This is a genomic window from Microcoleus sp. PH2017_24_DOB_U_A, assembly GCF_020738205.1.
In the GTDB taxonomy this organism is placed as follows: Bacteria; Cyanobacteriota; Cyanobacteriia; order Cyanobacteriales; family Microcoleaceae; genus Microcoleus.
The window spans coordinates 61628-83819 of the sequence record NZ_JAEQCT010000020.1; the positions used below are offsets into that span (position 1 = coordinate 61628).

Annotated in this window: 1 protein-coding gene; it reads left to right on the top strand. The window is 49.8% G+C overall.

The genetic code is table 11. The features are described from left to right. The first annotated feature begins 247 nt into the window (after positions 1 to 247). Positions 248 to 22192: a putative Ig domain-containing protein gene (locus tag JGK07_RS03295; protein ID WP_293290727.1), complete on the top strand. Its 21945-nt coding sequence runs from the start codon at positions 248 to 250 to the stop codon at positions 22190 to 22192.

Below are 22192 nucleotides of genomic sequence, written 5' to 3' on the forward strand. Positions count from 1 at the left end.
GTATTGTGTCAAGCCAATTGGCACATAAGTCCCAAGATACAGCAGATTCCACGTTTATGAAGTACACCGGTCAACCGATCGATCGCCGTAGGGAAACGGCACGGCGCCGTGTCCTCTATCTCTGCTATGTACCTCACGTACCTGGAACCTGCTGTAGAACAGTAAAGAACCATCAAAAATAGTCCGCTTGCAGTTGACCCAAACAGCAAGCAACAGCTATGCAAGTATCTAAGAAGGAGTGCGAAGAATGCCTTTACCAAGCCCGATTGGAGAACCGTTAGAAGAACAAGAATCCTTTATTCCAGGAATCGCCCCGAATTTGCCATCAATTTTGCCGGTAATTCCAACTAATAAACCTTTATTATATCAAACAGACGACTCTGTGGCTCGTGCGGAACAACTTAACTTAATAGAAACTACAAACAAGCCAAAAGATGAATTTAGTCGAGCAGAGGCTGATGCTTTTATTGTTAACAAAGCCTCTGATACCAAAAGCATACCTACTGCCAACAGCAGTAGCAGTGCGACCAAAACAAACAGTACCCTTAAGGATGCAACAAATTCTGAAGTTGACCCCCTAATTGGTAAACTCGACTCAGACGTAGGAGACCCCCTAACCAACCCGAATCGAATTACTTCAAATAACTCGACTGATGATTTGAGTAAATCTGCGACTAACGCACCTGCAATTAACTCATCAATCGGTAACTCAGAACTAAATAAAACCACGACAGCCACAACAGCTACTTCCGATAAAGCACCGGAAAATCAAACACAATTATCCCCAGCCGCATCCACAAAACCCGAAACAGAAAAAAACTCAACATTACCCGTTGTAACTGCATCCACAACGAGCGAAAAAGCTTTGGGCAAAACACCCTTAGCCGCCACCACTGAAACAACTTCAAAAGCAGAAGATAACAAAACACCTTTGTCGTCAGGAACCACCCTTAAAAGTGAGTCGGAATCAAATAAACTATCACCTGCAACTGTATCAACAACCGACAAGTCAGAACCTAACAAAACAGCACCTGCAACTGCATCAACAACCGACAAATCAGAACCTGACAAAACACAACCAGCGACTGCATCAACAACTGATAAATCAGAAACCAACAAAACATTACCTGTTACCGCAGCTACAACGGATAATTTAGAGTCAAATAAAACAGCACCTGCTACTGTAACCACCGACAAATCAGAAACTAATAAAACAGAACCTGCGACTGCATCAGCGACTGATAAATCAGAATCAAATAAAACCTTACTTACCCAAAACTCTACAGCCAATAATTTAGATACCACCACTAATCTAGAATGGAAGAAAACCTCAACGCCAGCAACCAACATCAACTTTGACTCAAACGCATTCCTAGTTGATGAAAAAGGAATAGTCGGCATAGAATTCACATCAGATGGAGGTTGGTATACCGGACAGTTAGCCATCGTCAGCCTACTCGGAATGGAGAAATTTGTTCCAGGTTCCTTAGCATTTATCAAAGAAGCAGCCAGCAGAGCTTTAAGCAACTCGACATTAGGTTACATCGCAATTTCTGACGATTTAGAAGGAGCATATTACACCGCTCCTAACAACCCAGAAAACGTCAATTCAGGACAATATCTTGGCACAAAAACATTTGCCATGACGCCTGGGGACAAATTCTTTTTCATGCTAGTACCCAACGGAAGAGTACAACAAGTATACGACAATCCCGCAATCGGTGGCGACAAACAACCTCTATTTTCAATAGCTACAGACAATCCCAGCGACGGCCTTAGTATCGGTCAAATTGCCGACATTACGGGCGAAGGCAAACTCTTTGTCATGGAAGACATGGGGCTGATTCAAGGAAGCGATCGCGATTACGATGATATCACATTTAGAGTCACGGGTGCTACATCTAAAATCATTCCCCTCAACCAATTAGTTGACTCCAAATCTGCCTCAATCCACAATTTGTTGGTTCAGAAATTGAAGGGTGAATCGGATAAATCAGCAACCAAATCTACAGCAGAATCAACTGCTACTAATTCTGGCGACAAATCACCGGAAAAAACACCATTAACAACTGCCGATATAGACAAACAAAAACCTCAAATAACAGCAGCAACAAAAGTTACTGACTCAAACAGTCAAAAACCTGAAACGAAAACAGAAGCCGTCGCTAATTCAGACAGTCAAAAACCTGAAACAAAAACAGAAACCGTCGCTAACCCTGACAGTAAAAAATCTGAAATAAAAACAGAAGCTGTCGCTAATTCAGACAGTCAAAAATCTGAAACAAAAACAGAAATTGTTGCCAATTCAGATAGTCAAAGCCCGGAAACAAAAACAGAAACTGTTACTAGCCCAGATTCCAAAGAATTACCAGCAACAACAGCAACAACAGTTACCGATTCAGACAGTCAAACACTTCAACCATCAGCAACAAAAATCGCCAACTCAGACAGCAAGGAATTGCCACGAACAGAAATACTAACTGTCAGCAAATCTACAAATCAAGAATCGTCACCAACGGTAACATCAACAGTTGGTAAACCCGATAATCAAGAATCGTCACCAACATCAGCAATTGGTAAACCCGATAATCAAGAAATTGGTAAACCCGATAATCAAGAATCATCACCAACGGTAACATCAACAGTTGGTAAATCCGATAATCAAGAATCGTCACCAACGGTAATATCAGCAGTTGGTAAATTCGATAACCAAGAATCACAAACAACCGCAACAGTTAATAAATTAGATAACAAAGAAACGTTACCAACAGAAAAACTAGCTGTTGATAAATCAGATAACAAAGAAACGTCACCAACAGCAACATCAACAATTGACAAATCAGATTACAAAGAAACGTTACCAACAGAAAAACTAGCTGTTGATAAATCAGATAGCAAAGAACAGTTACCAACAGAAACACTAGCTATTGATAAATCGGATCGCAAAGAAACACCACAAACAGCAACAGTTAATAAATTAGATAACAAAGAAACATTACCAATAGAAACGCCTACTGCTGGTCAATCCCCAACTACAGAATCACCACAAACAAAACAAACAACCCCCAACCAAAAGACACCTAGCGCTAGCGTTAATGAACTTAATTTAGAAATTAAACCGCCAGCACCACCAGAACCTATTGTCAGCCAACCAGCAGTTGCTGAATTAATAAAAACTGAAACAATCGGAACTAATGGCATTTCTCAATTACCCGTATCATCTGATGATGCAATCAATGATACTGCTGCTCCATCAACCGCATCAACTCAGGTAATTTCCATACCCGCCGCTCCGCAATCTCCTGCAAAAACTGATTTGCTTGTCGATAAGAATACTGACGAATTACCAAAAGAAATAGATAACAGCGCTGAAAAATCTGCTGGATTTTTAGATATTGCAGACAATCAACCTAATGCTACGCAGCGAATCGGCGACCTCCAAAACAATACTAATCTCCCAACAAATCTCTCAATTGCAGCAACAGCCAGCTCGCTTAATCCAGGCACTTTTGTTGTAGAAAATGCCAGCGGACAAGTCAAAATTGATTATCAATTTGACGGTGGCTACTATGAAGGCGAACTTGGCATTTTCAGCCTGACAGGAATGGAATCGCTGACGCCTGGTAGCCCAGAATTCATCGCTGAAGCAGCCAGGAGAGTTCTCACTAATTCAACGGAAGGACATATCGTCATCCACGATAGTACGGAAGGGGCCAAATTCACCGGTGCGATGCCCTCTGAAGGCGATTTTGGTGCAGGAGAATATCAGGGCATCAAAACCTTCAACATGACACCAGGAGATACTTTTGCTGTCATGTTCGTACCCAGCGGCACGGTACAGTCATCGCTGCAATTCTCGTGGTTGTGGGATTTATTTCCCGAACTCCGTCCCTTGTTCAGTGTTGCTGGAGCCAATCCCAACAATACATCATACGTGCTGCCGATCGCCGATGCAACCGGAACTGGGAACACCTTCGCCCTGGAAGATACCTCAGCAGCCAACTCAGACGGCGACTATAACGATATTATATTTACGGTACTCGGAGCGACGGGGAACGCACCGCCCCTAGACCAATTAATCAACCCGAATAAAGAATGGCGGACTACACCGCTGGGGCAGCAAATTATCGAATATGCTAACGGTTTGGTGTCGCCGACAGAGCCAAATGAAAATACGATTTGGTTGGAGGAAGGAACGGCATTTGCTAACACTTTTTTGCGCGACTTACCCATCCCGACAATTCCTTCAACTCTCGATATCGGCATTGCCGGCCTCAATTTCGATATTTCAGATACCGACCAAAAATCGATTAACGACGCCCTGGAAATATCGCTGGTGGACAAGACGACGGGCAAGCCGCTAACGGGTACTATTGCTGCTAGCAAAAACGCTCTATTTAACATTACCGAAGGTCGGTCAGCCCAACTGGCACCGGGCGTAACTTTCAACGGTTCCAAGATTAGCATAGATTTGTCACAAATCGCGCCAGGAACGACCGCTACCCTGCAAGTGAGGCTGGTCAACAACGATAGCGATACAGCAACCAAAGTCGGCATCACCTCGATTGTCGTCCAACCGGGTGCGACACCGCCACCAATCCCGACAACGCCCTCCGCAATCGTTCCCAACAGCAGCCCGATCGATTTTGCGACAATAAAGGACGTTTCCGGCAGCGTGGAAACTCTATACGGGCAGACATCTTTCAACTCTACAACCAAAGTTCTGCACGCCGATTTAGCGTTAAAAAATACCGGCTCTTCGCCGCTGCGCGATAGGTTGTTGGTGGGGGTAACTAACATTAGCGACCCGAGAGTCAAACTGTTGGATGCGGCGGGAATTGCGCCGGATGGAACTGTTTATTACGATTTTACCCCGCTGGTAGGAGACGGTTTGTTAGCAGCGGGAGAAACGACGCTGCCGGGCACTTTAAAATTTCACAATCCTTCTGGAGTTCGGTTCAGTTACGATTTAGTATTTTTGAGCGAATTGAACCAGCCGCCTCAGTTTTTGGGAACTCCGGATGCGGAAGCGGTAATCGGGAAAGCTTACGTTTATTCAGCAACGGCAGTTGACCCGGAAGGGGATGCAATTACCTATTCGCTGTTAGAAAAACCGCAGGGGATGGAGATAGATGCCGAAACCGGAATTGTTACTTGGAATCCGGCGGCGGGAGATATCGGCAATCACGCGGTGACGGTGCGGGCTGATGATGGGAAGGGAGGGATTACTAAGCTGACTTACACTTTGTCGGCAGTCACCCAGCCGCCGAACCGGCCGCCGATTTTCACTTCGACGCCAGTTGTCGATGCGGCCGTCAATACACCCTACCGCTACAACAGCGACGCCGCAGACCCGGACTCCGATACCTTAACCTACAACCTGGTACTCGGACCCGACGGCATGACCGTCAACGCGGAAACGGGGCTGGTTCAGTGGACGCCGCCAGCAGCCAGAGTATTCGGCGACACCGTACTGGGACGAATTAGCGCTCCAGGAGAACGAGACACCTACACCTTCAGCGCCCTCGAAGGTCAGCGGGTGTACTACGATGCTCTCAGAGGGAGTGGGACTCAAACATTAAAGCTGTACAGCCCCAGCGGCTTGCTGGTACTTGACAGCACTACAAGCCCGATCGATACAAGCTATCCAAGACCTCCAGTCAACCTAACAGAAACGGGCAACTATCGCCTGGTCATTGGGGGAGATCCCGGGGATTACGGCTTCAGCTTGATTGACATGGAAGAAACACCCGTCGCACCTTTCGATAGAAACGTGACCGGTCTGCTGAGTCCCGGTTCTGAAGACGACGCATACCGCTTCAACGGCTTCAAGGGACAAAGGCTGTACTTTGACCAACTCAGCACCAACTCCAACCTGAACTGGGTACTATACGATGGGGAGGGCAGGCAGGTAAGCTCCTGGGTTGACGGCAAACAAGTAAGCCCTTGGTACGTAGGCTGGCAGGATAACGAGATAGTCTTGCCCAGCGACAGCGAGTATACCCTAGTTCTGCGGGGGAGCGCGCCCTTTTTCGGCAGCACTTCTTATACCTTCCGAATTGTTACACCGGACACGATTACTTATCCGCTACAGTTGGGTAGCAACACCAACCCCAACACCGTCAGTGCCGCCATTACCGAAAAAGGCGAACGGGATACCTATACTTTTGAAGGTACGAAAGGACAGCGCCTTTACTTCGATTACTTGTCGAGCTCGAACCAAGTAAATGCCTGGGTCAAACTGGTCAGTCCTAGTGGTGCGATCGTGCCCGTGCTTAACAGCATCGGCTTGGGTTCTGATACGGAGCCATTTACGATCGACGAGACAGGGACTTACCGCTTAGAGATTGACGGTCAATGGGAAAGCACGGGCAATTACAGCTTCAGCTTGCTGGATGTGGGTAATGCCACGCCCATTGACAAGGATACTGATGTCACCGGACAGTTAAGTCCCGGTTTTGAAACGCACTTTTATTCCTTTACTGGGGACGCCAGTCAGCGCCTTTATCTCGATTCAGATATCAATCCGGGGTGGGCAAACTGGACGCTTTACGGCCCAGGCAATCAGGCGATTGCTACGGACAGCAAGACAACTTTTGGTGGCCCCAACACTTACGCTGGTAACAACCCTAGCGGTTTAGGCGGCGATTTTGAAGTTGTGCTGCCGTCAGCGGGTAGCTACCTGCTGGCAGTCCAGGGGCGCAACGCTACTCCTGTGGATTACAAATTCCGGGTAATTACCCCCCAAACTCTATCTGGGGGAACCCTGACACCAGATACATGGGGCAACTTCAGCGTATCTGGCAGCATCAGCGAAAAAGGAGAAAGGGATGTCTACACCTTCAGTGGCAGCGCCAACCAGCGACTGCTGCTAGATACCTTGGTAGAGACACCTAACACTTACGTGAGATTAGTCAGTCCCAGCGGCATTGAAGTCTTTAATACGCCTGCATCCGGGGACTGGGCGAGAACTATCCCATATATTCTCCCTGAAGCTGGAAATTATCGGCTGATTGTAGACGGGAACGTCGAATCCACAGAAAATTACAACGTACGGCTGCTCTCCTTAACAACAGCACCGACATTGAGCCTGAATGCTCCTACCAACGGTACTTTGAATCCGGGGTCGGAGACGGATATTTACCAGTTTACAGGCACGGAGGGCGATCACCTGTATTTGGACACCCTCCTTTCCTCGTCTCCCGGCGGTTGGCTGCTTTACGGGCCGGGCAACCAGTTAGTGAGTTCCAATTACCTTTGGAGCGACATAGAGACAGTGCTGCCGGGAAGCGGAACGTACTACATAGTTTTGCGTGGCGATGGCACCCCAGCGCCAGGTGGCAATGGCATCGCCGCACCTATCAACTACAGCATTCAACCCTTCTTCTCGACTGCCAACCCCACTGCCATTACCTTGGGTTCTGTCAACAGTGCAAACATCAGCAAACCGGGAGAGCAGGATGTTTACACCTTCACGGGCAGCGTCGGACAGCGACTGTACTTTGACCCCCAACTCGGCAACGGCAACATCACGGCTAAAATCATCAGCCCCAGCGGTCTGGAAATCTTCAGCGGCAATACGGGTGCTGACGGTCTGTCCAATACTCTCACCGAAAGTGGCACTTACCGCTTGACAATTGATGGCAATAATGATGTTTTAGGCAGCTACAGTTTCCGCCTGGCAGATGCGACAGCAGCCCCAATCTTGCCATTGGGGACGGCAACCCCAGGCAGCTTGCCTCCAAACGAAGCATTACTGTATCAAATCAACGGTACGGCAGGAGGGCGAATACTATTTGACAGCTTGTCACCTGCGGCATCCGGTGCAAACTGGGCGCTACACGCTCCCGGTTTTCCCAACTTTTTGTCACAGATAGGTGGCTCTTCATTAAGCAGCGATTTTGAAGTGTTGCTGCCGGTTACAGGTGCTTACACCCTAGCGTTGCAGAACACATCGGGCAGCAACGTCAGTTACAACATTTCCGCGAACAATATCACCTCAGAGCCAGTGGCAAGCTCAGGTTTAGGGATAACGCGCACCGGTACGGTTTCGCCAGGAACCCCGGTCAACCAAACTTTTACTGCCAGCGCGGGTACGTTAGTTTACTTCGACAGCCTGGATGTGGATAACGATGCTGTCTCCGTCACGCTGCTCGACCGTAACGGCTCTCCTGTCTCTGCCCTCAATGGCTCCAGCGCTAGCTGGGATTCTTCAGTCCCGATTCAGTTGCAGCAAACGGGAACCTACACGTTGCGGGTACAGGGAACTGGCGACTACGGTTACTCCTTGCTCGATTTGGCTGCATCCTCAGCGCTGAATTTGAATGCGACTGCGAGCATCCCGTCAATCCCGGCTTGGGGAACGACTGCTTACAAGTTTGATGGTGCGGTGGGTCAAAAGCTGTATTACGACGGGCTGACCAACAACCCAGGTGTCTCGCTTAAGTTAATTTCCCCCAGTGGTCGCCAAATCGCTAACTTTACAGCAGCAGAATATTGGGCAAACTACGCAACAGATAGGCTCGACACCTTAACCGAAAGTGGCACTCACTACTTGCTGGTGTCTAACGACCAAGCAACACCAACCGCCAATGTCAGCTTCCGCCTCCTCGACAGAACGAGCGCCGCTACCTTCAATCTGAATGCAGATGTTGAAAGTACCTTTGCCCCCAGCCCCTTTGAGACCGACTTGTACCGCTTTAACGGGCAAGCAGGCCAGTATTTGTACTTTGACGCCTTAGATGGTTCCTGGTCTAATACCTGGACCCTCTACGGACCGGGGGGACAGACTGTTATTAACAGAACGCAAGCACTTAGCGACTTTGAGTTAGCTCTGCCGGGTGATGGCGAGTACCTGTTAGCTTTGCAAGGACTGGGCGGCAGTCCGGCTTCCTACAAATTCCAAGTCGTGACACCGACAATGCCTGTAGCATCGCTTCCTATTGGCACTTCAACCCCAGTTAACAGTACGATCGGCTCGCCTGGGGAACAAGACATTTACACTTTTAATGGAACCGCAGGCCAGCGGCTGTTCTTCGACGGTATTGCAGATAGCGGTTACAAAAGCCTGTGGCTCACAAGCCCCAGCGGAGTGGAGATATTGACCGGCGTACCTACCTCTCAAGACCGAGATTTGTTCGCGCTGTCGGAAACTGGTACTTACCGGGTTAAAGTCGATGCCCCTACTACATCCCCAGAGGCAAACAAAACAGGCTCCTACAGCTTCCGCTTCCTCGATGCAGGAGCAGCTTCCCCGATCGCGCTGGACGCCCCCGCTCAAACTTGGACTGTGGGAGCCAACGAAACGCGGTTGTTGCAGTTTACAGGCACGGCGGGGCAAAACGTCTACTTTTTGAACAGTAGTGGCGGTGGCTGGACGCTTTACGGACCGGGTGGCATCACCTCGAACAGCGGCATGAGCTGGGGTGCTTACGGACCTACCAACAACACCCTGAAACCTTATGGGGGAGGGGATGCAGAATTAACCTTGCCGAGCGACGGCACGTACATCATAGCTCTCAACAATGCGAACAATCCCAACAGCGCCAATTACCCATTCCAAATTGTCACGAGCGATCGCACCACGACTTCCATCCAATTAGGGAACGTGGTAACGGGTTCCATTGGGAAAATGGGAGAATTGGATAGCTACACTTTCACAGGGGAGGTAGGTCAGCAGTTAGTCGTAGATAGCCTGGTTGCTAATAACCCTTCTTTGAGGACGAAAATTTTCAGTCCCAGTGGCAAAAAGATTTACGAACAGCAAGCGATAGCAGAACAGTCACCAATAACCCTAGAAGAGGCAGGTGCTTATCGAGTTGAAATTGATGGGGATTGGAGAAGTACGGGCAACTACAGTTTCCGCCTCCTCGACACTGCCAGCACCAACCATCCCAGCGTCTTCAACTTACCCTTAGACCAAAACCTGTCGGGTATTTTAGCTAATGCCCAAGAGCGGCAAGTTTATCGGTTTCAAGGAACCGAAGGGCAACACTTATATTTTGACTTAGCAGGCAACTGGAACCCTAGCAATGGCACGAAGTGGGAACTTTACGGCCCGGGCAACCAGAAAATCGATTCGATCTCTGGCGTGCCGGGGCCGGATTTGGAAGTCAAGTTGCCCGGTAACGGCACTTACACCTTGGTAATTGGTGGCAACACTAACATTACCGCCCCAGAGAGTTACCAATTTAAGGTGGTGACACCGGAAACAACTGTACTCCCTCTCACTTTGAGTTCGACCATCACAAGCAGTATCAGCGAACCAGGGGAACGAGATATCTATAAGTTTAAGAGCAAGCCCGGTCAGCGACTGTTCTTTGACCGCATCGCAGGTGACAGCAACTTCACTGTTAAGCTGTTCTCTCCCAGCCATCCTACGGATACGGTACTCAACGACCCCAACAGCCCCAGTATCAACGAGTATTGGTGGCGCACTATCGTGCCGACGTGGGACGGCCGCTTGGATGCTGACATGACCGCCCCTATGTTTCTGCGGGAGGCAGGCGAGTACCACTTAGTCATCGATGGCACTGACAATACGACTGGCAATTACAGTTTCCGCTTGGTAGATGTGGAAGACCCGCAAGCAGTACCGCTTTTAAATCTGGATGCCGATATTTCCAATACCCTCGCGCCGGGAACGAAGATAGATTTCTACCAATTCAAACCCGCTGTCGGGCAACCACTTTATTTCGATTTAGCAGCTAGCACTGGCAGTGGCGTTAGCTGGGTACTTTACGGGCCGGACAACAAGCCTATCCCAACTGCGGGGTGGACTGGTTCTGATTTTGAAATAACGCCGACAATTCCCGGTACTTACGTCCTTGCCCTTCAAAACAATTCCGCGACTTCCGCCAACTACAGTTTTAAAGTTGCTACCCCTCCCATCGCTACTCCCACTGCCTTGTCCCTGGGCAGTACCGTATCGGGGACTATTGGGGAAGTTGGGGAAAAAAACGAATATACTTTCGCGGGAACTCCGGGACAGCGGGTATATTTCGACAGTCAAGGTGCCAGCAGTGGCATCCGCGCTAAATTGATTAGTCCCAGCGGTGCTGAATTTACCAACAATACCTGGAACGCAGCCAGCCCAACTGGCAACTGGATTGCAGCCAATGCCGACTGGACACCGGCAACTCTTACCGAGTCGGGAACTTACCGTTTGATTGTGGATGGGGACAATAGTGCGACAGGTAGTTACAACTTCCGCTTGCAGGATGTGGCAGCATCAACTCCTCTACCTGTGGCAACCCCGACCCCAAGCAGGCTCGAACCGGGCAATGAAACCGAGTTGTATAAATTTACGGGTACGGCGGGACAAAGGCTGAATTTTGATGCGGCTGTGCCTTTTGGCAGCAGCGCTAGCTGGATAGTCTACGGACCAAACAACCAAGTGGTTCCTCAAACTGGCGTGTCTGGGTCTGACTTTAACTTGATGCTGCCGACAAATGGGGAGTACGTCTTAGCCGTTCGTGGCAACAGCGCAACTCCTGTTGACTACAACTTTACGGTAACGGATTCTACACTGACACTCGTGGCAACGACCGGACTCGGCACCGTGCAAAGTGGAAATATTGCAGCGGGACAGGTTGTCAACCACACTTTCACAGCAAGCGCGGGGACTCGCATTTATTTCGACAGCCAGGACGTAGATAATGACGCGGTTAATGTCAGGCTGCTCGATCCAAACGGCACCCAAGTCTTCTCGATCAACGCCAGCAGCGACTCGAATCCTCCCTTCATTCAGTTGCAGCAAACGGGGACTTACACGGTGGAGGTGCGGGGCAGCAATCCCACCAGCACCGGCGACTACCGCTACCAGATTCTAGAGTTGCCCTCCGTCACTCCCAATCCGCGCGACAGCGAAAATTCCATCCAAATGGGCGTGACGGTTAGCAAGACTCTCGAACTGGGCCGCTCCGCTGAGGTCTACAGCTTTACGGGTACCCCCGGTCAAACAATCTTTTACGACGGCTTGATTCCGCCACTCGGGGCAGAGTCTGTGAATGCCCGCTTGGTCAGCCCGAGTGGCGACACGATATTTTTCAACGATGGTTGGTGGCGTCCGCAGTCAGCCGGCGATGCCGGTCCTTATACTTTGACCGAAGCGGGTACTTACAATTTGTTAGTTACTGGGGAACAAGATGCTCCTGCCGATTTTCGCTTCCGCGTGCTGGATGTTGCGAATGCTGCCGAACTGCAATTGAACCAGCGCACCAGCGCTACCTTGGAGCCTGGAAACCCCACTCAGCTTTATAAATTCACTGGAACGGAGGGTCAGCAGATTTTCTTTGACTCGCTAACCGGAGGTAATGCTAATTGGGTGCTTTACCAGCCGGGACACCAGAAGGGGGATGTGACAAGGACTGTTTTTGGCTGGAACAGCATCAGTACAGACCAAGATGTGGTGCTGCCCGTCGATGGGGAGTACGTTCTGGCGGTGTTTGGCAACAACTCCAACACGCCTTCCGCCTACAGTTTCCAAGCTTTGTCGGGGAAAGCGATGCCTGCTGTCGTCACTCCCGGTGACGGCGAGACTAGCGGTGCTGTTGGCGAGGAATTGGGCGCTTATCGCGTGGTTTTGGAAACCTCTGATGGCAAGGGCGGTGTCGCCCAACAGGATTTCCGAGTGCAGGTGGGGCCGGAACCTGGAAACAGCAGCCCGACTTTCAATACTCCGCCCGTTACTTCCGGTTATACAAGCACTCGCTATATATACCGCACCAGCGCTGCCGACGCCGACGGGGATAATCTCACTTATTTGCTGGAAGATGCGCCCAGCGGGATGATTATCGAGTCGGAAACAGGCAGGATTATTTGGGCGACGCCCTCTGCCTCTGCACCGGGCAATCCTCACAAAGTGAGGGTACGGGTGGAAGACGGTCGCGGTGGAGTGGATGTCCAAAGTTTTGACATCAATATCAGCAACGCCGTCCCCGGCACGGTTAAAGGCAGCGTGTACTTGGATGCGGACGGTACGGGCGATCGCCGCGTTACCAATCCGGGTAACATGACTCCAGACAATCGGGTAGTAGTGGGCGATCGCTTTGCAGACAACTACGCCGCCTACGACTTAAATCGACCGGACGGCGTACCGGGCATCTTGGGGGCAATGACCTTCAAACGCAACCCCGACGGTACTGTTGACCCAAATACCTTGCTGTTGGGTGGCGGTGCAGCATCTGGCGGTGGTGCCCTGTATGAAGTCAAGGTAGTGCGGGGAGAAAACGGTCATATCATCGGCTTAGACGATGACGGCGAGGCAGAAACGCCCTACACTGCCAATTACTTTGCCGATTCCCCCTACAGCGACGCGGGTTTGGTCTATACCCCCGACAACGTACTCTTAGCCAACTTGTGGAAACCTTCGGGCATCTATTCCATCAAACCGGGCGGCGCCCCCAGCGGTGGGTATCCCTGGGCTATGGGCGGCTTGACTTTCGTTCCCGAAGGGTTTCCCGGAGAGGGGCAACTCAAAGCCACTGGTGCCTACCCCAGCAACGGATTCTACACCCTCACCTACGGGCCCAACGGTACTTTCCCCGACGGCACGCCCCGCTACACCATCAATCCCCCCGGACAACCTGAAACAACCGCAGGTGCGGGCCCGGGTGCGTTCGTTTATATGCCTGTCACCGCACCTAATTTCGACAGCGGTGAAGGTTTGCTGATGGCAGAATGGAATGCTGGTGGCATCTACGCCTACGACTTAGATAGCGACGGCAACCCGATTCCTTCAACCCGGACTCCTTTCATCACGGGCTACGGCGGCGCCTGGGGCGCAGTTACCGACCCCGTTACGGGAGACTTACTGTTTAACGCATGGTCCGGTTTCAGCAACTTAATGGTAGTCCGAGGTTTAGGTAAACCGACCGACAACGAACCGGGAATGGAAAATTGGTTGGTTTACGTTGACACTAACCGCGACGGCATCCAAAATACCAACGAACCCTTCACCTACAGCGACGCTAGTGGCAATTATTCTTTCACTCTCGCCCCCGGTAACTACCGCATCGTCTCGCAATTACAACCCGGATGGACTCAAACCAATCCAACCAACCCCATTTATCAAGAAGTCACAGTTACGGCTAACAATACAAAGTTTGGAGTAGATTTTGCAGCAACAAATTCAAAATTAGCAGGCCCCAATACCGACCCCGAATTTACCAGTACGCCGCCAACAACAGTCAAAGCAGGAGAAAGATTAGTCTACAGAACAACTGCAACTGACTTAAACAACGACGACTTAACCTTTGAATTGGTACTGGCACCAAAAGGCATGGCAATTGCCCCAAACGGTACCATATCTTGGCGTCCTCCACTCAATTCTGTCGGAACTCACGATATCATTGTCAGAGTGAATGACGGCAGAGGCGGCACCGACTTACAAGCCTTCAAAATCGAAGTTACCCCCGGAAACAACGCCCCCGTTTTCACTTCGCAACTGCCACAAAACATCAATCCCGCCGTCAACCAACCATTCCAATATCAAGCCAAAGCCGTAGATTTAGATGGAGATACAATTACCTACTCCATAATTCCCAATTCCAGCAAACCAGTTACCCCCACCAACGCCACAATCAACCCCACCACCGGAGTAGTAAATTGGACTCCCACAACCACACAGCAAGGAGGCGCATTCAATTGGGTTTACGCCGGCGAAGTCGAACCTTGGGAAATCCTCATCAAAGCCACCGACAACAAAGGAGGAGAAGCATTCCAAAGACTAGAATTAACCGTCAGCCCAGCCGCCCCCAATCGAGCACCATCCATCACCTCAACTCCCCGGACAAATACCCGTTTGGGCAAGACTTATTTCTATCAAGTAGCAGCCACTGACCCAGACGGCAACCCCTTAACATATACTCTAGTAAATCCGCCCTCCGGCATGGCATTTGCAACGCCAGCTTCGACACCCGCCGGCATGACATTCCAAGAAGGACTTATCAGTTGGACTCCCGGAGTCTCCCAGCAGGGCACATATCCAATAACCGTCAGAGTTAGCGACGGTTTAGGAGGAACTGCCACTCAAACATTCAATCTAACAGCCGATAATATTGCCAACAATCGCGCGCCGAGTATCGATTCTACTCCCGCAGAACAAGTTACGAATATCTCGCGGCTTTATCAATACAATTTGGCAGGCAGCGATGCAGATGGAGACAGGTTGCTGTGGAGTTTGGACAAAGCACCTTCGGGGATGATTGTTGACCCCCAATCTGGTTCTTTACGCTGGCAGCCGAATGCCGAACAAATTGGCGAACATACCATTTCTGTACGGGTAATTGACGGCAACGGCGGTTATGCCATTCAAGAATTCAGTCTGGCTGTCAGGGCAATTAATACGCCACCTACTATTGTTTCTAATCCTCCTACTAAAGCTGCAACAGGACAAGTTTATAGTTATGCAGTTGCGGCCTCTGATTTGGAAAATGACCCGCTGACTTTCAGTTTAGTCAGCTATCCTGTCGGTATGGCAATTGACAGCAACGGCAGGATTCAATGGACTCCGAATGCGAATTCTATCGGGCAGCATTCTGTGGAAGTTGCGGTGACTGATAAGCAGGGGGCAATTGCTACTCAAACTTTTATGGTGAATGTGGGAACTGATGCCATAAATCTGCCTCCCGCCATCACTTCTACACCTGTATTTACAGCTTCACCGGGACGGGCTTACAGCTATCAGGTACAAGCGACTGATGCTGACGGTACTATCTCGCAATATCAATTATTGCAATCTCCTCCGGGGATGACAATTAATTCGGCTACTGGTGTTGTTACTTGGAACAATCCGACTGCTGGAAACCATCAAGTTGTCGTTGGGGCTGTTGATAATTCCGGTACGGGTGCGGCGCAGGGTTTTGAGTTAATTTCCAGGGCTAATTCAGCAGCGGTTGTTCCCCAAATACCGCCTCAATCGGCTTCACCGGGTCAAAGTTACCGCTACAATTTGCGGGCTGCTGACGCTAATGGAGATTTGCAGGCTTATACTTTAGTTCAGTCTCCTTCGGGCATGACTGTTGATGAATTCGGGCGGATTAGCTGGCAGCCGACTGCTGCGAATATCGGCAACAATCCGGTGGAAATTCGAGTTACCGATGCTTTTGGGGAAAGCGTTACTGTTTCCTACAATTTAAGTGTAGTTGCCGATACTGTTGCCCCTAAAGTCAATCTGATTGCTAGCAACAATACCGCTAATCTCGGAGATTCTGTCACCTTCACCGTCAATGCTGTAGATAACGTCAAAGTCGAATCTTTAGGTCTGACAATTAACGGCACTCCGGTTGTTATCGACGCACAAGGCAAAGCAACTGTCAAGTTAAATAATTTAACTACTTTGACGGCAGTGGCTACTGCAAAAGATAGTGCGGGAAATGTAGGAACTGCCACTTTACCTGTCAACGCAATTGACCCCAACGATGTCGGCGCTCCAACTCTCACCATCAATTTAGAATCCGATGCAGAAATTACGGCACCTGTCAACATCATCGGCACAATTTCTGACAGCAATTTGCAATACTATACGTTGGAAATGGCTCCCGTCGGCAGCAATAATTTTAAGGAAGTTTATCGGGGAACTGCTAATGTTACTAACGGCACGGTTGCTACCTTCGACCCGACTGTTTTAGCTAACGGCGCTTACGTTCTGAAATTCACTGCATTCGATGCTAACGGTAACGGTTCTACTACTGAAAGAACCGTGAATGTTGCGGGTGATTTGAAGTTGGGTAATTTCCGGTTATCCTTTACTGATTTATCTGTTCCTGTTGCTGGAATTCCGATTAGCGTGACTCGAACTTACGATTCTTTGAATGCTAATGCCACAGATGATTTCGGCTACGGCTGGCGGATGGAATTCCGGGATACTGATTTGAAGACTTCGCTAAAACCCGATCCGACTTATGAGGAGTTGGGAATTAATACTGTTCCTTTTGATAGCAAGACTAAGGTGTTTATTACCTTACCGGGTGGTAAGCGGGAAACCTTTACTTTTAAGCCGACTCCGCACCATTTGAATCAGTATTTGGGGGCGATGGGGCCGGGGGCTGCGATGTACAAACCTGCGTTTGAGTCTCAGAAGGGTTCGACGATGACTTTGACGGTGAAGGATGCGAATTTGGTCAGGAATGAGAACGGGTATTATGGGGTGAACGCACAGCCCTTTAATCCTGAAAATGCTGCTTTTGGTGGTGTTTATATTCTGACTACCCAAGAGGGATTGGTTTACGAGATTGATGCGAAGTCTGGGGATTTGCTGACTGCTACTGATAGTAATGGGAATAAGTTGAGTTTTTCGGATGCGGGGATTGTGAGTTCGACTGGGAAGTCGGTGGTTTTTGAGAGGGATGCTGCGGGGAGGATTGTCGGTGTTGTTGACCCGGATGGTCAGAAGGTTAAGTATGAATATGATGCGAAAGGGGATTTGATTGCTGTTAAGGATAGGGAGAATAATCGGACTCAGTTTAAGTATGAAGATGCAGACAGACCGCACTTTTTGACTGAGGTTATTGACCCGTTGGGACGGAGTGGGGTGAAGACTGAGTATGATGAGAAAGGTCGCCTCAAACAGATGGTTGATGCGAATGGTTCGGCGGTGGAATTGATTTACGATCCGAATAATTCGCTTCAGAAGGTTAAGGATGTTTTTGGGAAGGAAACTACTTACATTTACGATGTAAGGGGAAATGTTTTAACTGAGATTGACCCATTAGGGAAGCGGATTGACAGGACTTACGACACTGATAACAATCTACTGACTGAAACCGATGGCGATGGAGTTACGACTAAACTCACTTACGACAATCGCAGAAACCTTTTGACAATTGAAGATGAAGGTGGTTTCATCACTCGGATGACTTACGACAGCCAAGGTCGCGCCACTTCAATCGTCTCGCCCACAGGTTTGAAAACCGCAGCTAAATACGACAGTCGCGGCAACTTAATTGAGAGTACCGATACCGACGGCTTAAAAACAACTTATACCTACAACGCGCGCGGCCAACTGCTAACTCAAACCGCACCCGACGGTCAAGTTAACAGCTTTCAATACGATGCAGCGGGCAACATCAAACGCACGATCGACAGTCGCGGCAATCAGGTTGATTTCGATTACAATCCTAACGGCAGAATAGAATTTGCTACGACCACTTTTACCCTCAACGGTCAAAGCCATACCTTGAGGATGGAATACGACTACGATAGCGAAGGTCGCATCACCGCTGCCAGAACCAGTCAGGGTAACAACCAATCGATTATTTACGATGCTTTGGGACGGGTAAAATCGGTAACGGACGTATTCGGCAACACCACTTCCCACCGCTACGATTTGCCGCTAGCCCCCGGAGAAAACACCACTCCAATTGCAGGCGCAGGGCGGGCAGTTACTCGCATTGACGAAGTTACTATGCCCGACAACACGCCAACCAATACCACCGACAATCCCAAGGTTATTAACAAGTACGATGCAGCCAACAATCTCATCGCGCAAATCTCTCCAACCGGACTGGAAACGCGCTACGTTTACGATGCTTTAAACCGACGAACTGAGACTATTTTGCCCGATCGCACTCCCGGAGATTGGACTGACAATCCCAGGACTAAAACGGAATATTCCGATGGCAATCGGATTAAGTCGCAAACTGATACTCTGGGCAACAAAACCCAATATACTTACAACGATCTCGGTCAAATAACGCGGGTTTTGAATCCTTTCAATCAGCCGACAACTTACACCTACAACGCGGGCGGTCAGGTGGAAACAGTTACCGACTACCGCAACCGCAAAACCCAATACGTTTACGACGACAAGGCGCGGGTGAAGGAAGTTATTTTCTTCGACAATTCCCGCATCAAGTTGACCTACGATGAATTGGGTCGGGTCAAGACTGAAACCAACGAACTGAATCAAACCACTACCTACGAATACGATGCCAAAGGTCGCGTCAAAGCAGTTATTAACGCCAAAAACGAACGAACTGAATTTGAATACGACCAACGCGACAACTTAGTTCGAGTTACCGACCCGCTGCTGCAATCAACCACTTTCAAATACGACCAATACGGGCAGCAAGTAGGGGTGACTTTCCACAACGGTGACAAAGTTGCGATGGGTTACGACAGATTCGGCCGCCTTACCGCCTACACCGATGAAAATCTCAATCCGACTAAATACACCTACGACAATCTCAGCCAGCTAACTCAAATCGAACAACCCAAACAGTTAGTTAACGGTCAGTTGCAAGATACTTTCACTAAGTACGTTTACGACAATCTATCCCGCTTGCAAAAGATTGAGGATGCCAACACTCAAGTTACCGAATTCAAATACGATGAATTCAACCGTCCCTGGCAAACAATTTTACCGCTAGGTCAAAGCAACCGCACCGATTACAACAAGTTCGGACAAGTTACTGCTACCACTGATTTCAACGGATCCAAAATCGATTACAGTTACGATCCTTTCGGGCGTTTGGATGGCAAGAACTTTACAGACCCCGGCATCCCCGACGTTTCCTACACCTACGATCCGCTAACTTTGGGACTGGCAACTGTGACGGACGGGCGCGGAATCACTCGGTACGGCTACGACAATTACGACAGGTTGCAAACCGTAACGACGCCCGACCAAAAAGTAGTTCAGTACGGCTACGATTTGTTGAGCAACATTACTTCCCTAGTTACTCCGACGGGAACTACTACCTACGGTTACGATGTCTTAAATCGCTTGGATACTGTTAAAAAAGGCAATCGAATTCTGGCGGATTACGATTACAATCCCGCAGGCAATCTCTCGAAGATTACCCTAGGTGACAGTTCCGTTGAGGAACGCAAGTACGATACTCGCAACCGCTTGGAACGGGTGACTGCTAAAAATTCAACGGATACTGTTTTCAACGATTTCAAATACACCCTCGATCCAGTCGGCAATCGCAAGAAAGTTGAGGAATTTGACGGCCGCACTGTCGATTATGCTTACGATGCCCTCAACCGCCTGACTCAAGAAAAGATGGTCGGCGGCGTTACGTCCAATCGGACGATCGATTATACTTACGATTTGGTTGGCAACCGCTTGACTCGGAACGATTCGGGGACGGGATTGGCGAATTATTCTTACGACGCCAACAACCGACTGCGACAGTTAACTCAGGGTTCTCAAACTACTGCTTTCAATTACGATAATAACGGTTCGATAATACAGCGTTCTGACGGCACGCAAACTGTTACTTACGACTGGTTTAATGACGGGGAAAACCGCTTGGCGGGAGTTACTAATTCGGGGCCGGGAGGGACTTCTCAAACTAATTTCGTTTACGATGCTTTCGGCAACAGGGTAGCCAGCATTGCTAACGGCGTCAGAACGAATTATTTGACTGCTTCAGCGGGCGGTTTGCCGTCCGTTTTGATGGAGTACGATGCGGCGGGTCAAGTCACTGCTGATTACACTCACGGTTTGGGCTTGGTTTCTGCCGTTCGCAACAATCGGGAGGGATTCTATCACACTGACGGTATCGGTTCGACTCGGGCGATTACGGATAGCGTGGGTTTGGTAACCGATCGCTACACTTACGATGCGTTCGGCGGGTTGCTGAACCAAACGGGGACTTTCGGCAATTCTTTCCAGTTTGCTGGGGAACAGCGGGACAGTTCTACCGGATTGGATTATATGCGGGCGCGGTACTACGATCCGAGTTTGGGCAGGTTTATCTCGAAAGATGCTTTCAGTGGCTTTTTGAGCGACCCGTACAGCCAGCACGATTACCAGTACGCTCATGCCAATCCGGTGCGGTTTACCGATCCGACAGGCTACTTCACGATGGGCGACATCATGGGGACGCTGAGTGGGGTGTCGGCGCTGGCTGCAATCAGCGGAGTTGGTTTCGGCGGCGGTTACATCGGTGGGGCTGCTGCTGGTGGCGCTAGCGGTTCCGAAATCCTGGGGATGTTTGGGGATTGGGGTGCTGGTTTTGCTAACGGGGTGTCGGGCGGTTACTTGACCGATATGTACGAGCACTACAGCGGTAACAAGGTCGAACCGACTCACGGGATGCTGTGGAGTGCGGGTGCTGTGACGGGAATCGGGGTGTCGTTCCTGTTAGGGATGAAGCTGCCGTTGGTGGCTTCTGCTTCGATGGGGCCGCTGAAGTGGGTGGCGACTGCGGGAGTAGCTGCTGATACGACGTTTGATGCTTACGGGGCTGCACAGGCGACTGGGAATCTTTACAACAGCTACCAGGATAACGGTGGGTGGGAGTTCCAGGATTCTTGGAATTTGCTGGCTTACTTGCCGTTTGTGGGGATGACGAAGGGGGTCAGGCAGGGGCTTAGCGTGTCGCGGAAGACGCCCAAGCTTGCTACGCCTGGGGCTGACGATTTGTTGGCTAACAGTAAAAAGATGGATGGTGGGGTTGCGGGCGGGCCGATGTGCTTCGTTGCCGGGACGGAGATTCTCACTGTTGACGGGATTAAGAATATTGAGGACATTCAAGTTGGCGATTGGGTGATTGCTGATGACCCGACGACTCCTGGGGGAATTGAGGCAAAAGAGGTTTTGGATACCTTTGAGAATGAGGCAACCGAGCTGTACGATCTGTATGTAGATGGGGAGGTGATTTCTACTACTGCGGAACATCCTTTCTGGGTGCCGGGTCAGGGTTGGGTGAAAGCTAAAGATTTGGTTGTTGGGGATCTGTTGCAGACGGATAAGGAAACGTTTGTTGATGTCGATAAGATCGATCGACGCGAGGGGGATTTCAAGGTTTATAACTTTGAGGTTGAGGGATTCCCGACTTATTTCGTCTCGGAGTTGGGCATTCTGGTTCACAATACTTGTGAACCCCACGGACGCCCGATTCTAAACACACGTTTATCGGATCGAGTCACAAAAGCACTCCCCGAAGGAGAGGTTAGAACAAAATCTGAAACTCAGCAAGCTCGCGACTTCTTCAAGAATAATCGACAGAAGGCAAAAGAATGGTGGGAACAACGGGAAGGAAGAGAATGGCCCACTAACGCTACCCACTACGAGCATCCACGCCCATTGGCGGATGGTGGCGACCCCCTTTTTGCTGAGCCAGGCTTCAACGGACCAACTTCACCGCATAATGTTCCAGGACCGGATGGACTCACTGATTTTCAGAGGTGGGGCGCGCGTGGAGGAAGACGTCCGAAGGACCCAACTAGCGAGACTTAG

Bases quoted from the DNA above. Each gene is read 5' to 3' on its own strand.
- JGK07_RS03295 (WP_293290727.1), top strand. From the start codon at position 248: ATGCCTTTACCAAGCCCGATTGGAGAACCGTTAGAAGAACAAGAATCC.